The organism is Gemmatimonadota bacterium (assembly GCA_009838645.1).
Taxonomy (GTDB): Bacteria; JAAXHH01; JAAXHH01; order JAAXHH01; family JAAXHH01; genus JAAXHH01.
Window position 1 is genome coordinate 21,925 of record VXRC01000008.1, and the last position, 14,668, is coordinate 36,592.

Genomic DNA, 14,668 nt, shown 5'->3' on the forward strand with positions numbered 1-14,668 from the left:
CATGGATATCCGCGCCGCGGTCTTCGCGGCCCGAAGCTATACACCCATCCCGCTCCTGATCGCGGTCCTGATCATGGCCGAACCCGGCCCGATGACGTTCATTTCCGGGGGGCTGCTGGTGTTGATCGGGGAATCCATACGCCTGTGGGCGGTGGGTTACGCGGGCTCCGCCACCCGCACCCGCCACGTCGGAGCACCGGCGCTCATCACCAACGGGCCCTATGGGCGGGTACGCAATCCGCTGTATGTCGGCAACTTCGTGCTGAGTCTCGGCCTGTGCGTCATGGCCTGGGCCTGGATGCCTTACATGATCGGGATCTTCGTGACCGCTTTCGGAATACAGTACGGGCTCATCGTATCGCTGGAGGAGGAAAGCCTGCGGAAAACCTTCGGCGCACAATACGAAGCATACCTCGCGTCGGTACCGCGTTTCCTCCCCCGATTCACCGAATACACCGCGGGGAAACCGGCGCCTTATGATTTCGGCGCCGCCCTGCGCAGCGAAAGACGCACCTTTCAGTCCACGGCCGTGGTTGCGGCCGCCATCGCTGTGCGCTGGTACTGGGGCTAGTCCGGATCGGACCAGGCGGGTATTACGGGTTCGTTTCCACGCGGCTCATGCCGTTCAGAGACCGTTCGTGCATCGTGCACTGAAGAGGATCGCCGTTCTGCCCGGACGGCCCGGGCGGACCGGACGGCCCTGTTGGCGTCGGAGGTGCCGTCGGCTCAGAAGGTGCGGGCGGCTCGGGCGGCTTCGAAGGTGCGGACAGTTCAGGTGAATCGGCAGCGGCACCAGCGCTTTTCCGCCTGTCTGGTTGCTTCTGTACGCTTACGCCCGTGGTCCCGTGCAGCAGGCTGAGCAAGGCGACGAGGGCCACGAGGAGGACGACCGGCCACCAGGGTACGTTGGACAGCATACGCGCCGAGTCCGGACCGGACTGGAACAGCAGTCCGTAGAGCAGGATGGGACCGAGGATGATCAGCAAGGCGACACCGACGACGCATACCACCTGGGACCAGGCCGGGTTGCGCTGAAGAAACCGCGAAATGCTAGATAGTCCGTGTTCTCTTTTCATGGATCGTTCCCGTGTAGCGAACGTGTACATTGGCATCCGTTTCCCACCTCTCACCGGGGCGGATGCACATATGTTCAAAAAGAAAAACGTTGGGATCGGATGAAGCTTCGCCGGGGCCCGAAAGCACGGCGGTACGCAGGCCGGAACGTACGGCTGGATGCACGGCGATTCGCAGGCCGGAACCTCTTGACAATCACGATCCCCGCGTCTACTGTAACAGGTCGAACCTGACGCCAATCGATTGAACGACTTTCGGCGACTCGCCATCGCATTGAGGTATACGTGCCTCGCACCGCCACGGTAACGCGCGAAACCCTGGAAACCCGCATCGAACTGGCCCTGACCCTCGAGGGCGAAGGTCGACTCGCCGGAGAAACCGGCATCGGTTTCTTCGACCACATGCTGGGCAGCTTCGTCAAGCACGGCGGGTTCAACCTCGATCTCGCCTGTACCGGCGATTTGCATATCGACGATCATCACACGGTGGAAGACGTGGGGATCTGCCTGGGCCAGGCCATCGCCCGGGCGATCGGCGATGGATCGGGCATTACGCGGTTCGGCCACGCCTACGCACCCCTGGACGAAGCGCTGGCCCGGGCCGTCTTCGACGTAAGCGGCCGCGCCCACCTGGAGTTCGACGCCGATTTCTCGCGTTCCTCGGTCGGCGATTTCAGCACGGAAATGGTGCGGGAGTTCTTCGGAGCCCTCGTGCATCACGGTCGCGTCACCCTGCACGTCGCGTTGCTCTCCGGCGTGAACGCCCATCACCAGGTCGAGGCGGTCTTCAAGGCGGCGGCCAGGGCGCTGCGCCAGGCCGTGGCCATAGACGACCGCGTATCCGGCGTACCGTCCACCAAGGGCAGTCTCTAGCCAACGGATAACCATGCACATCGACGAGCTGGACACTCCTGCCTACGTGGCCGACCTGGACCTGATGGAGCGCAACATCGCGTCCATGGCGGAACATTGCCGGAATCTCGACATCGGTCTTCGATGCCACACGAAGAGCCATAAAATCCCGGAAATCGCCCACTGGCAGGTCAAGGCCGGCGCGATCGGTATCTGCTGCCAGAAACTCGGCGAGGCCGAAGTCATGGCCGCCGCCGGCATCGAGAACATCCTGATCCCCTACAACATCGTCGGTCCCCGCAAGGTGGAACGTCTGACGCGTGTCGCCAAACGGACCGAGATCATCGTGGCCGTCGATGACGAGATCACGGCACGGGGCATTTCGGACCAGGCCGAAAAAGACGGCTGCCGGGTCAACGTGATCATCGAGCTGGATACGGGCACGCAGCGTTGCGGCGTGCAGTCGCCCGAAGCGGCAGCGACGCTGGCCGAACGTATCACGGACCTGCGCGGCCTCGTTTTCAAAGGCGTCATGATCTTCCCCAGCCATCCCGAGGCCAGGGATTTCCTGGCGGAAACGATAGAACGGATCACCGGGAAGGGCATCCCTGTCGAGATCATCAGCGGGGGCGGCACCGGCGGCGAAGAAAACTCCAAAGCCATGGGCTGCACCGAGACCCGTAGCGGTTCCTACATCTGGGAGGGCATGGAGCGTCTCAGCACTTCCGCCATGCTAGATCCCCAACGCTGCCCCTGCCGCATGATCTGCACCGTGGTGAGCGCACCGACCCCGGACCGCATCATCATCGACGGCGGCATGAAGACCTTCGCGAGCTATCCGCCCACACCCTACGGCCACATCATCGAACATCCCGAGGCGCAGATCTACGGCATGTCCGTGGAACACGGCCACGTGGACGTATCTCACTGCACGCACCGGTTCAGGGTCGGCGAGCGCGTTTCGGTCATCCCCCTGCACCAGGAAATGGCCCTCAACCTGCACGACGAGCTCAACGGCGTACGGGGCGACCAGGTGGAAGTCATCTGGCCCGTGGCCGGCCGGGGCCGGGTCAAATAATCACGGTCCGACCGGATAAACACTGTCCGTCTGGAAGGAGTACCGGATGTCCGTCAATGGAGTAAGGGAAGTCTGGAAGAGCCGCCTGGGGCTGATTATGGCCATGGCTGGCAACGCCATCGGCCTGGGTAATTTCCTTCGGTTTCCCGTACAGGCGGCCGCCAATGGCGGCGGCGCCTTCATGATCCCCTATTTCGTCGCGTTCCTGGTCGTGGGCATCCCCATGATGTGGGTGGAATGGAGCGTGGGGCGGTTCGGCGGCAAGCATGGCCACGGCACCACCCCGGGCATCCTGTACCGGCTGTGGAAACACCCGGCGGCCAAGTACATCGGCGTGCTCGGCATCGCGGCGCCGGTCGCCTTCGCCCTGTACTACTCCTACGTGCAGTCGTGGACCCTGGCCTACAGCTTCTTCTCCCTGACCGGCCAGTACTTCGGCATTACCTCCCAGGCGGAGATGGGCGCGTTCCTGAGCAGCTTTCAGGGTGTCACCGAGAGTGCCTACTTCAGCAGTGTCGCCACCGCCTACATCTTCTTCCTCATCAACCTGGGCATCGTCTTCTGGGTGCTGAGCCGGGGCGTGGTACGGGGCATCGAGACCCTGGCCAAGTTCGCCATGCCCATGCTGTTGATCTTTGCCATCGTGCTGGTGGCCCGGGTACTGACGCTGGGTACGCCCGATCCGGCCTTTCCCGATCGCAGCGTCATGGCCGGTTTCGCCTGGATCTGGAACCCGGACCTCAGCCGTCTTACCGAAGGCGGCGTGTGGCTCGCGGCAGCGGGACAGATCTTCTTCTCCCTCGGCATCGGCATCGGCAGCATGCAGTGCTACGCGAGTTACGTCCGCGCCCGTCAGGACGTCGCCCTCACCGGCCTGACCACTTCCATGAGCAACGGTTTCGCCGAGGTGGTGCTCGGAAGCTCCATCGCGATCCCGGTCGCCGTGGCCTTCTTCGGCGTCACCGCCACCGAGGCGATCGCGACGGGCGGCGCGTACGACCTGGGGTTCCAGTCCATGCCCCTGATCTTCCAGCAACTGCCCCTGGGCCAGTTCATCGGGACGCTGTGGTTCGGCCTGCTGTTCTTCGCGGGGATTACCTCGACGGTGGCCCTGACGCAGCCGCCCATGGCCTTCCTGCAGGATGAGATGGGGTGGCCGCGCAAGAAGGCCGCCATATTCGTCATCTCCTGCCTGTTCCTCTTCGGCAACTTCATCGTCTTCAATATCGAGCACGGCGTCATCAACGAACTGGATTTCTGGATCGGGACCGTGGGCCTGGTGGTCTTCTCCTTCTTCGAGATCATCATCTTCGCCTGGATCTTCGGCATGGACAAGGCCTGGGAGGAGATCAACGAAGGCGCGGCCATCCGGATACCGCGGATATTCTACTACATGATCAAGTACGTCACGCCGGCCTCGCTGGCGGTCCTGCTGGTCGTGTGGACCTATCAGGCCGGTTTCGACATTCTCCTGCTACGCAACGTCGACCCGGTGGACATCCCGTATCTGCTGATAACGCGCGGTATCATCGTGGCGCTGATCCTCGTGGGCGTGTTCCAGGTGCGGCGCGTTTCGAAGAACTGGAAATGAGATCGAAATCGTGGTATTGACGGTGTAATGCCGCTATGAGCACGGACAACGAAGCCTATCGAAGCATCGGTCTTCCTCCCGGCATCATCCGCCTGAGCCGGAACGAGAACCCCATCGGGCCTTCCCCGTCCGTCATCGAAGCCGTCAAGGCGCGGTGCGCCCGGATCAACCGGTACGAGGACCCAGACCAGATAGCCCTCTTCCGCAAACTGGCCGAACTGCACGGCGTACCCCACGATGAGAAGCTCGCCCTCCCCGGGGCTGGTTCGGACGGCGCCTGGATCCGCGTGGGCGACGGTTCCGAGCATCTGATGCACGCCATGGCCCGGGCTTTTCTCTCCCCGGGAGACGAACTCATCGAGCCCCATCCATCCTTCGGGTTGATGTCCCGTTACGCGGAGGAATCGGGTGCCCGCGCCGTACGGACGCCTTTGACGGCCGATTACGTCTACGATCTGGAAGCCATGGCCGCGGCCGTCAACGAGCGGACCCGCATGGTCGTCATCACCAATCCCAACAATCCCACGGGTACCATCGTCACCCACGACGCGCTTTCAAGCTTCGTCGCCGGCCTGCCGGAACGGGTGATGGTCCTGGTGGACGAGGCCTACGCGGACCTGGCGGAGGATCTGGCCTGCGCCGATGGCGCCGGTCTCGCGCGGGAGTTCGAGTACGTCCTGGTGGTCCGTACTTTTTCCAAGGGTTACGGCCTGGCGGGATTCCGCTTCGGCTATGGCGTGGCCCAGCCTCGAACGATGAAGCGCGTCCGTGCGTTCCACGGCGGATCGCCCAGCGCCATGGTCCTGACCGCGGCCATCGCCGCCCTCGATGACCCGGATCACGTACTGCGCACCCGGAACGCGGCGAGCGCGTCCAAGGCGATCTACTACGAGGCCTGCGAAGAACTCGGACTCGAGTATGTCCGCAGCGAGGCGGCCTTCGTCCTGATCGCCGTGGGAGACGCCGCCGCCGTGACGGCCTCCCTGGCCGAGCGCGGTATACTCGTCATCAACGCCGAGGCATCCTGGGGTCTGAAGGGCATGATCCGGGTCTCCTACGGCAACGAGCAGGAAAGCCGGATTTTCGTCGAGGCCCTGCGGGAAATCCTTAGCTGAAAGGCACGCAATGCCTGAATCCGAACTGTGCTTCACCCCGGCGACCGACCTGGTCCGCATGATCCGCCGCAAGGACGTATCCGTGACGGAGGTCATGGAGGCCCACCTGGCCCAGGTCGACCGGGTGAATCCCGCCGTGAACGCCATCGTCACCTACCATCCCGACCAGGCGCTGGACGGCGCCCGGAAGGCCGACGAGGCCATCGCGCGAAACGAAGTGCGTGGACCCCTCTTCGGCCTGCCCATCGCCCACAAGGACCTGGTACTGACCAAAGGCGTCCGGACCACCTACGGTTCGCCGATCTTCCGCGATTTCGTCCCGGGACAGGACGAACTGATCGTGGAGCGGCTGAAGCAAGCGGGGGCGATCTCCTTCGGCAAGACCAACGTGCCGGAATTCGGCGCAGGATCCCAGACCTTCAATCCGGTCTTCGGCGCGACGCTGAACCCCTACGACACGACCCGGACCTGCGGCGGCAGCAGCGGAGGCGCCGCCGTGGCGCTGGCCTGCGGCATGCTGCCCATCGCCGACGGCAGCGACATGGGCGGCTCGTTGCGCAACCCGGCCAACTTCTGCAACGTGGTGGGGCTGCGGTCCGCGCCGGGACGCGTGCCGAGATGGCCGTCCATCAACGCCTGGGGCAAGCTCAGCGTCCAGGGTCCCATGGCCCGGACGGTGGCGGACGCCGCGCTCATGCTCAGCGCCATAGCGGGTCCCGATCCCCGTGCGCCCCTTGCCATCCGGGAGCCGGGACAGCCCTTCGCCATGCCGCTTGAACGCGACTTCAAGGGGGTAAGCGTCGCCTGGAGCATGGACTTCGGCGGGCTGCCCGTGGATCCTGAAGTCGTCTCGGCCATCGAGGCGAAGCGCGGGGTATTCGAGGATCTGGGCATGACCGTCAAACCGGGCCAACCCGATTTCTCCGAGGCCGACGAGGTGTTCAAGACGTTGCGGGCGTGGAGCTTCATCCAGGGATACGGCGACCTCCTCGAGACGCACCGCGACCAGATCAAGGACACAGTCATCTGGAACCTCGAAGCCGGATTCGCCCTTACGGGGCCGCAGATCGCCCGCGCGGAGGTGGACCGGACCACCCTGTACCACCGGGTCCGGCGGTTCATGGAACACCACGATTTCATAATCTTCCCCGTGAGCCAGGTCCCGCCCTTCGACGTGAATACGCCCTACCCCACGGAAATCGACGGCGTGCAGATGGAGACCTACATCGACTGGATGAAGTCGTGCTACTACGTCACCGTCACCGGCCTGCCCGCCATCTCCGTGCCTTGCGGTTTCACTTCATCGGGCCTGCCCGTGGGACTGCAGATCGTCGGACGGCACGAGGACGAACTCGGCGTCCTTCAACTCGCCCACGCCTTCGAACAGGCGACCGGGACCTGGAAGAGGCGCCCGCCCGTGGCCGGGGCATGAGCAGGCCGATCGGCTATACCTGGGCAGCCAGGCCCGCCTGACCCTCTTACCCGAAGAGCACATCCATGTCCACCAGGGCGGAAATTGTCATCTGCGGCGCGGGCGTGGCCGGTGTGTCCGCCGCGTATCATCTCGTCGTTCGCCGCGGCGTGAGGAACGTCGTGCTCGTCGACGAAAGGCCGCCGCTTTCCCTGACCAGCGCGTACGGGACCGAAGCCTATCGCAACTGGTGGCCCGACCTGCCCATGTTCCGGTTCATCAGCCGGAGCATCGACCTGCTGGAGGATGTGGCGGCGGAAAGCGGGAACGCGGTCCGGATGAACCGCAGGGGCTACGTCTTTCTGACCGGCGACCCTCGCCGCATCCCGGAGCTCGAAAAAGAGGCGGAAGCGGTTGCCGGCCTGGGTGGCGGCGCCCTGCGCATTCATCACGACCGTGAGTCCTACGTGCCTTCGCAGCCGGAGGGACTGCAACCGGACCTGACGGGCGCCGACCTCGTACTGGATACGGAGACGATCGCAAGGCTGTTTCCCTTTCTCACGGACGATACGGCCGCCATGCTGCACGTGCGCCGCTGCGGCTGGATGGACGTCCCCTCGCTGGGCCGGTGGATGCTCGACCGAATCGATGCCTGCGGAGGCAAGATCGTCAGTGACCGAATCGCGGGCGTCGACACGAGGAACAACCGGGTCACGGGCGTAAGGCTGACATCCGGATCGTCGATCGAGACCGGTAAGCTTGTTCTTGCCGCCGGACCAATGGTCCAGGAGGCCGGCCGGATGCTGGACCTGGATATACCGGTCTTCATGGAACTGCACGGCAAGATCATCGTGGAGGACACGGCCGGCATCCTGCCGCCCGATGCACCTATGTTGATCTGGACGGATCCGGTCGAGCTGGTCTGGGACGACGACGAACGCAGGAGACACGCCGCCGATCCAGACGCCCGCCATCTCATCGAACCCTTTGCCGCGGGGCTTCACATCCGGCCCCGCTTCCGGGACGGAAAACAGACTTTCCTGGGCATCTGGACCTACGACATAGCGCCAGGAGAGGCGGTGTTCCCACTCGTGTTCGATCCGGCCTATCCGATGATCGTCCTGCGCGGGCTTGCGCGGATGATCCCCGGCATGCGGTCCTATTTCGATAGGGCGGACGCAATGCCGGTGGACGGCGGCTACTACTGCAAGACCCCGGACAACCGGCCGCTGATCGGACCGCTGCCCATCGAAGGCACTTACATCGCCGGGGCGCTGTCCGGTTACGGCGTGATGGGTTCGCAGGCGGCGGGAGAACTGGTCGCTGCCCATGTCACCGGTGAAGCATTGCCCGACTACGCGCAGTCTTTCTCCTTTGATCGTTTCGACGGTCTTTCGGCCGCCGATTTGGCCGGCATGGGGGATGCGACGCGCGGGCAACTGTGAACGACATGTGTGTCGCTTTCCGCGGACCGTTGCAGGCAGGCCAGCACGGAACGGATATGCGCGGTTTTCTGTGGACTGGCCGGATCGCGGCGCATACGGCAAGGGATCCCGATGAATGCTTTAATGATCCAGGGCACGGCCTCGGGCGTCGGCAAAACGCTGCTTGTTGCAGGGTTATGCCGGCTACTTGCGCGTTCCGGGGTGAAAGTGGCTCCTTTTAAACCGCAGAACATGAGCAACGCGTCCTCCGCCTGTCCCTCCGGTGGTGAAATCGGACGGGCGCAGGCCCTGCAGGCCTTCGCATCCGGCATCGAACCCACCGTGGATATGAACCCCGTCCTGATCAAGCCGGAGGCCGACAACGTGGCGCAACTGGTCGTAGGCGGCGAGGTACGGGGCAAGCTCATGGCCGGTCGGTTCAAGGAAGACCGGGGCGGACTGATGCCCGAGGTTGTGGCGGCGTTCGACCGGTTGCGCCATGCCCATGACTGGATCGTCGTGGAAGGCGCGGGATCGCCGGCGGAACCCAATCTCCGCGAGGGAGACATCGCCAACATGGGTTTTGCCCGTGCCGCCGGCATCCCGGTATGGCTGGTCGGGGACATCGACCGCGGGGGTGTTTTTGCCGCCCTGCTCGGTACGATGACGGCCCTGGAATCGGATGACCGCAGGCTCGTGAAGGCGATGATCGTCAATCGATTCCGGGGTGAAGCTTCCCTGCTGGGCGACGTATTCCAATGGCTCGAAGGCCGAACGGGCACGCCCGTGCTCGGCTGGTTGCCGTATTTTCAGGACTTGGGACTCCCGGAAGAAGACACCCCCTACACGGGCATGGATCGCTCGTCGCGTGCCGCGAAATCCGGGGACGACCTCAAGTTGCGTGTCGCCGGCATTCACTATCCGAGAGCGAGCAACACGACCGACCTGGATCCCTTCCTGCACGACCCGGAGGTGGATTTTGCCTGGCTGCGCGACCCCTCTGAACTGACTGGACCGCCTGGATGGGATCTGGTCGTCCTGCCCGGATCGAAGTCCACTTCCGCCGATCTCGCGTGGCTGAGGGAGCGCGGCTGGACACCGGCTCTCGAACGGCACCTTCGATACGGGGGATGCCTGCTGGGTATCTGCGGCGGGGCGCAAATGCTCGGGAGACGTATTCTGGATCCCAGGGAGATAGAAGGACCCGCCGCTACGGATGGCCTGGCCTGGCTGCCTATCGAAACCGAGATGCAACCGGACAAGCGGGTTCATCCGTTGACGGCCCGGGCTAAATGGCCTGCTGATTTACCGTTCAGCGGGTACGAGATCCGGCACGGACGAAGCAACGAGGTTCCCGAGCTGTTCCCCTTCTGCGCCCGCTCCGACGACGGCCAGGTGATGGGCACGTTCATCCATGGACTCTTCGATGATGGGAAGTACCGCGGCGCGGTACTCGAATCCTGGCTGAACTGGAAGAGCGATTCCGAAGAGCACATCACGGCCCGGTGGACCCGCGACCTGGACCGGATCGCCGACGCCATGGCTGAAAACCTGGATCTCTCGCTCCTTGCTGGCAGAATCGGAATCAGTCTGGGTTGAAGTGTTCCTTCCAGGTGATTTTGTATTGGTCCTGTGTCGGGCCGATGGTATAATCTCTCTTTTCGGATTACATGCCAGGTCCGATTTGAATGCCATGTCTAATGTAATCGCGGCGCCCCATACCCTGACGATAGGGTAACTCGCCCTGCACTAGATCGGAGACACCATGACCACAACGCCCGCACACGAATACGACCTGCTCATACGGTCGGGCCGCGTGTTCTGCGCGGAAACCGGCCTGGACGAACCGGGTGCCGTGGCGGTGAAAGACGGGCGCATCGCGGCGTCCGGACCCGGGGTCGAGGGTTCCGCCGCCATGACGTTCGATTTTCCCGACGCCGTGGCGATGCCGGGGCTGGTGGACCTGCACGCCCATCCGGCCCGGGGCGGTTCGCGTTACGGCGTCGACCCCGACGCCCATTTCCTGTCCCGGGGCGTCACGACGGTCATGTCCCAGGGCGACGCCGGTGCCAGCAACTGGCCGGCCTACCGGGACCGCGTGATCCGGGCATGCAGGACGCGGGTGATCCTCGCCATCAACCTCTCGATCCACGGCGAATCCCATCCGGATGCCTGCTTCCCGGACCTGGAGGCCGCGGACGTAGACGCTTGCGTTTCGGCCATCGAATCCGGAGGAGACGCCATCTGGGGCATCGCGGCCAATACGGGACCCAGCAATCCCACACCGCCCAGAGAGATCATGCACCGGGCGCTGGCTGCCTCCGAACGAACCGGCAAACCCCTGCTGGTCGGCACGCGCCTGTCCAGCGACTGGTCACTCGACGACCAGTTGCCGCTGCTGCGAGCCGGAGACGTGGTCACTTACTGCTTCAACGATTTCCCCGAAAGCGTGGTGAAGGACGGGAAGATCCGGACCAGCGTCCGCGACGCCCGAGAACGGGGCGTACTCTTCGATATCGGCCACGGCATGCGGTCCTTCAGTTTCCCGGTCGCCGAGTCGGCCATCGCCGACGGATTCCTGCCCGATACCATATCCACCGACCAGTACAGCCGCCACGTGGGGAGCGACCCGCAGCACGACCTGCCCCGGACGCTGTCCAAGCTGATCGCGGCCGGCATGGCGGAACGCGACGCCTTCCTGCGGGTGACGAGCCGTCCCGCGGAAGTCCTGGGACTGCAGGGCGAGATCGGCACCCTGCGCGTTGGCGCCTGCGGCGACGTGGCGGTGCTGCGCTGGAACGATGACGTGCCGCCGCTGCGGGACGTGGACGGGGCGGAACGGCCGGGCGGTTGCTGGGAACCCCTGCTCACGGTCCGGGCGGGCATCGTGTAAAATCGGTTACGTGGTTCAGGTCCACGGTCAACCCGGGAGATTCCAACATGGTATACGGATCCGGAAACTACACCTACGAACGCGTCGAGGGCTGGGGAGGCGGCGCATCCGGTCGGGACCTCGGCGTGGTATCTTCCATGGCCGTGGACTCGCAGGACCGCGTGCACGTGATCGACCGGGAGCCCAATCCCGCCATCGTCGTCTACGACCGGGACGGACGGTTCCTGTACGACTGGGGTCAGGACCTCTTCAAGGTGCCCCACTCTATCTGGATCAGTGAAGACGACATCATCTACATTACTGAAGTAGAACTGCATACGGTCATGACCTTCACCCTCGAAGGCAAGATGCTCTCCATGCTCGGCACGCCCGGCAGGCCGGGCGCATTGGGCCAGCCTTTTAATTCACCTACCTGGGCGGTGCTCGGCCTGGACGACGACCTTTACGTGACCGACGGCTACGGCCAGCATTACGCCCACCGTTTCACGACGGACGGGGAGCTGCGCTGTACCTGGGGCGGTCACGGCAGCGAGGCGGGACAGTTCGATACGCCCCACTGCGTCCGGGTCGACAGGGACGGCCGGGTCCTGATCGTGGACCGGGGGAACGCGCGGGTGCAGATTTTCGACGCCGAAGGTCGGTACCTCGACTCATGGGACCATCTGCTGGCCGCCAACGACCTGTATATCGACAGGGATGATGTGGTGTATCTTGCCGAAGCACCGGGAAGAGTCAGCATCCTCAACCTGGACGGCGAGGTCCTGTCGCAATGGGGTAACCGGGACGACAAGGACGGTGTATTCGTGGACGCGCCCCACGGGATCTGGGTGGATGCCCACGGGGACGTCTACGTGTGCGAAGTACCTTTCGCGCACAACCGTATTCAGAAGTACCGGCGGGTATAGCGAGATCGCAAACGGCGCGTTATGAGACCGAAAACGGAGCGCAGCGGTTCAGTGGAAGGAACAACACAATGAAGGACCTCGGCCCACTGCTGCTGGTTATGTTATTCGCTTGTGCCGTGGCCTGCGGCAACGACGAAGACAGTCCCGTTTCCACGACACCTGATCAGGGGCCGTTCGACAGCGGCCCCAGAACCGGCAACGTCGTCTTCAGTCCCGGAGACGTCCGTTCCACCACGCAGTGGGGCACGGATGACTATGAACTGAACGCGGCCGCCATCAGGGGAGATACGCTCGCGGTTTCCGTGTCATACAGCGGCGGATGCAGAGCGCACCGGTTCACGCTCGTTGCCGCCGAGGTCTTCAAGGAGTCGGATCCCGTACAGCTCGATGTCGCCATCGCCCACGACGCCGACGGCGACCCCTGCGAGGCCTACCCGACGGAAGACTACCAATTCATCCTCGATCCGATCAAGGCACGGTACAAGGCGTCGTATGGGTCCGGGGCGGGCACCATCGTCCTCGGGCTCGACCGAGCACCGGACGTTCCACTCGTCTACGAATTCGATTAGCAGAATCCTGGGCAGTGCGGCTCGACGCGGATTCGATTAGATGAATGTACGAAAGAAAGCGTTTGACAGGCTGATATTACTAAACATATATTTAGTTTAACATGCATATTCTAAGGCAATTTACCGGGAAAGATTGATATGCCTTCCTCAATAGAGTGGACAGACGAGACCTGGAACCCGGTAACAGGTTGCAGCCGGGTGTCTCCCGGTTGTGATCATTGTTACATGTTTACACTATATCCGAGACTAAAAGGTATGGGTGTATCAGGTTACCGTTCATCCCCCGATGATGTGACGTTGATACCCGATCGACTGGAGATTCCATTTACCTGGAAAAACCCAAGACATGTTTTCGTCAACAGTATGTCGGATGTATTTCATAATCGAATACCCTTCGACTTCATATATCGCATTTTTCGGGTAATGCAGGAATCTTCCGATCGTCATGGCCATGTTTTTCAGGTGTTGACAAAAAGACCAGGGCGTGCGGTCGCTTGGTGGAAAGCATATGAAGATTCCTTTCCCGACGGCTGGCCTCCTGGGGTATGGATTGGGACATCGGTCGAGAACCAAAAATACGCGCCACGGCTAACCGTACTCGCACGATTACCTGCAAAAATTCGGTTTGTATCAGCCGAACCCTTGCTCGAGCAGGTTGACCTAGAACCATGGCTGGAAAACGGTAGGTTACAGTGGGTAATTGTTGGTGGAGAGAGTGGTCCAAGCGCTCGACCCATGGAACTGAATTGGGTACGGTATCTACGCGACCAGTCTGTAAATGCGAGTGTTCCTTTTTTTCTGAAGCAACTTGGTGGTAGTCGAAATAAGCAGAGCGGGGATACTGCAGTCGTTGATGGCCGTCAGTGGAGAGAAATGCCCATTCAGGAGTAAAGTAGCATTATGGTTTCATTCGGAGGTATATGGACTCAAAAGAAACTTGAGATACTGGGCGAGTATCTGGACAGGTACACCACAGTACTGAAAAACCAAAGGTTTCGCCTGATCTACGTTGATGCATTCGCAGGTGAAGGAGAATGGAGGTCTGGTGAAAGATCAGGTTATACGACAGATGTATATGGTGATTTTCAAAAGGTTCACGAAGGTTCACCCAAGATCGCCTTAAGTGTTCAAAAACGGCCTTTCGATAGGTTCGTATTCATTGAAAAAGACCCTAATCGTTGCTACAAGCTAGAAAGTTTGAGATCTGAGTTTCCAAACCGTGACATGGAAATAAGGCATGGAGATGCTAATTCCGAAATAGACTCATTTTGCAAAGGAATGGGGAATTACGATCGTGCCGTCGTCTTTCTTGATCCTTTTGCCACCCAGGTTTCTTGGAACACAGTTTCTAATTTGGCTCAAACTGAGAAGGTAGACTGCTGGATTCTGTTCCCCCTGAGTGCGATCGCACGCATGATGCCCGTTGAATCTGAACCTTCGGAAGCTATGGCTGGTCAACTAGATAGGATCTTTGGAAAGCGACAATATTGGTGGGAAGATGTTTATCATCCTCCAGCTCAGCAGAACATGTTTGATGAAGAACCAGGCCAAGTTCGTACGCAAGGCAGCAAACAAATCGCCGCTTGTTACCGCAATCGTCTTGAAGACGTCTTTAAGATGGTCGCGCCTACTCCTCGTACTTTCTACAATTCCAAACAGTCCCCCCTGTTCGAGTTGTTTTTTGCAGCCAGTAACCCAACTGGTGCACCAAAAGCCGTGAGAATTGCAGACCATATCCTTAAAAAATGGTGACTTAA

Annotated in this window: 14 protein-coding genes; 13 read left to right on the top strand and 1 reads right to left on the bottom strand. The window is 61.8% G+C overall.

Annotated features, from left to right (window positions below):
* Position 1: 1 nt before the first annotated feature.
* Positions 2–571 carry an isoprenylcysteine carboxylmethyltransferase family protein gene (locus tag F4Y38_03060; protein ID MXY48261.1) on the top strand — a complete coding sequence of 190 codons (570 nt, stop codon included), beginning with the start codon at positions 2–4 and terminating at the stop codon, positions 569–571.
* A 22-nt stretch (positions 572–593) separates the two neighbouring features.
* Here the strand turns inward: F4Y38_03060 and F4Y38_03065 are convergent, their stop codons facing one another.
* Positions 594–1,076, bottom strand: coding sequence for a hypothetical protein (locus F4Y38_03065; GenBank protein ID MXY48262.1), 483 nt, complete (start codon positions 1,074–1,076; stop codon positions 594–596).
* 282 nt (positions 1,077–1,358) lie between these two features.
* Between F4Y38_03065 and hisB the strand changes: the two genes are divergently transcribed.
* The 12 genes from hisB (at position 1,359) to tcmP (ending at position 14,663) form a co-directional block, all read left to right on the top strand.
* Positions 1,359–1,946 (top strand): imidazoleglycerol-phosphate dehydratase HisB, encoded by a 588-nt coding sequence (gene hisB, locus F4Y38_03070; GenBank protein ID MXY48263.1) that lies wholly within the window; start codon positions 1,359–1,361, stop codon positions 1,944–1,946.
* A 13-nt stretch (positions 1,947–1,959) separates the two neighbouring features.
* The gene (locus F4Y38_03075; protein ID MXY48264.1) at positions 1,960–3,003 is read left to right on the top strand and encodes a D-TA family PLP-dependent enzyme; all 1,044 of its coding nucleotides are present in this window, start codon (positions 1,960–1,962) and stop codon (positions 3,001–3,003) included.
* Positions 3,004–3,049: 46 nt separating this feature from the next.
* Entirely contained in the window at positions 3,050–4,594 is a 1,545-nt protein-coding gene (locus F4Y38_03080; protein MXY48265.1) for a sodium:calcium symporter, read from the top strand.
* Between the two features lie 35 nt (positions 4,595–4,629).
* Positions 4,630–5,709 carry an aminotransferase class I/II-fold pyridoxal phosphate-dependent enzyme gene (locus tag F4Y38_03085; GenBank protein ID MXY48266.1) on the top strand — a complete coding sequence of 360 codons (1,080 nt, stop codon included), beginning with the start codon at positions 4,630–4,632 and terminating at the stop codon, positions 5,707–5,709.
* A gap of 10 nt (positions 5,710–5,719) precedes the next feature.
* Positions 5,720–7,141: an amidase gene (locus F4Y38_03090; protein MXY48267.1), complete on the top strand. Its 1,422-nt coding sequence runs from the start codon at positions 5,720–5,722 to the stop codon at positions 7,139–7,141.
* Between the two features lie 65 nt (positions 7,142–7,206).
* Positions 7,207–8,565: an FAD-binding oxidoreductase gene (locus F4Y38_03095; protein ID MXY48268.1), complete on the top strand. Its 1,359-nt coding sequence runs from the start codon at positions 7,207–7,209 to the stop codon at positions 8,563–8,565.
* Between the two features lie 111 nt (positions 8,566–8,676).
* Positions 8,677–10,143 carry a cobyric acid synthase gene (locus F4Y38_03100; protein MXY48269.1) on the top strand — a complete coding sequence of 489 codons (1,467 nt, stop codon included), beginning with the start codon at positions 8,677–8,679 and terminating at the stop codon, positions 10,141–10,143.
* Between the two features lie 166 nt (positions 10,144–10,309).
* Positions 10,310–11,437: a hypothetical protein gene (locus F4Y38_03105; protein ID MXY48270.1), complete on the top strand. Its 1,128-nt coding sequence runs from the start codon at positions 10,310–10,312 to the stop codon at positions 11,435–11,437.
* 47 nt (positions 11,438–11,484) lie between these two features.
* Entirely contained in the window at positions 11,485–12,342 is an 858-nt protein-coding gene (locus F4Y38_03110) for a hypothetical protein (GenBank protein MXY48271.1), read from the top strand.
* Positions 12,343–12,410: 68 nt separating this feature from the next.
* The gene (locus tag F4Y38_03115) at positions 12,411–12,911 is read left to right on the top strand and encodes a hypothetical protein (protein ID MXY48272.1); all 501 of its coding nucleotides are present in this window, start codon (positions 12,411–12,413) and stop codon (positions 12,909–12,911) included.
* Between the two features lie 132 nt (positions 12,912–13,043).
* Positions 13,044–13,802 (top strand): phage Gp37/Gp68 family protein, encoded by a 759-nt coding sequence (locus F4Y38_03120; GenBank protein MXY48273.1) that lies wholly within the window; start codon positions 13,044–13,046, stop codon positions 13,800–13,802.
* Between the two features lie 9 nt (positions 13,803–13,811).
* Positions 13,812–14,663: a three-Cys-motif partner protein TcmP gene (gene tcmP / locus F4Y38_03125; GenBank protein ID MXY48274.1), complete on the top strand. Its 852-nt coding sequence runs from the start codon at positions 13,812–13,814 to the stop codon at positions 14,661–14,663.
* Positions 14,664–14,668: the final 5 nt, after the last annotated feature.

What these genes read in the sequence shown, in the direction of transcription:
- F4Y38_03115 (MXY48272.1), top strand. Translation starts at nt 12,411, where the DNA reads ATGAAGGACCTCGGCCCACTGCTGCTGGTTATGTTATTCGCTTGTGCC.
- F4Y38_03110 (MXY48271.1), top strand. Translation starts at nt 11,485, where the DNA reads ATGGTATACGGATCCGGAAACTACACCTACGAACGCGTCGAGGGCTGG.
- tcmP (MXY48274.1), top strand. Translation starts at nt 13,812, where the DNA reads ATGGTTTCATTCGGAGGTATATGGACTCAAAAGAAACTTGAGATACTG.
- F4Y38_03100 (MXY48269.1), top strand. Translation starts at nt 8,677, where the DNA reads ATGAATGCTTTAATGATCCAGGGCACGGCCTCGGGCGTCGGCAAAACG.
- F4Y38_03065 (MXY48262.1), bottom strand. Translation starts at nt 1,076, where the DNA reads ATGAAAAGAGAACACGGACTATCTAGCATTTCGCGGTTTCTTCAGCGC.
- F4Y38_03085 (MXY48266.1), top strand. Translation starts at nt 4,630, where the DNA reads ATGAGCACGGACAACGAAGCCTATCGAAGCATCGGTCTTCCTCCCGGC.
- F4Y38_03075 (MXY48264.1), top strand. Translation starts at nt 1,960, where the DNA reads ATGCACATCGACGAGCTGGACACTCCTGCCTACGTGGCCGACCTGGAC.
- F4Y38_03105 (MXY48270.1), top strand. Translation starts at nt 10,310, where the DNA reads ATGACCACAACGCCCGCACACGAATACGACCTGCTCATACGGTCGGGC.
- F4Y38_03090 (MXY48267.1), top strand. Translation starts at nt 5,720, where the DNA reads ATGCCTGAATCCGAACTGTGCTTCACCCCGGCGACCGACCTGGTCCGC.
- F4Y38_03060 (MXY48261.1), top strand. Translation starts at nt 2, where the DNA reads ATGGATATCCGCGCCGCGGTCTTCGCGGCCCGAAGCTATACACCCATC.
- F4Y38_03095 (MXY48268.1), top strand. Translation starts at nt 7,207, where the DNA reads ATGTCCACCAGGGCGGAAATTGTCATCTGCGGCGCGGGCGTGGCCGGT.
- F4Y38_03080 (MXY48265.1), top strand. Translation starts at nt 3,050, where the DNA reads ATGTCCGTCAATGGAGTAAGGGAAGTCTGGAAGAGCCGCCTGGGGCTG.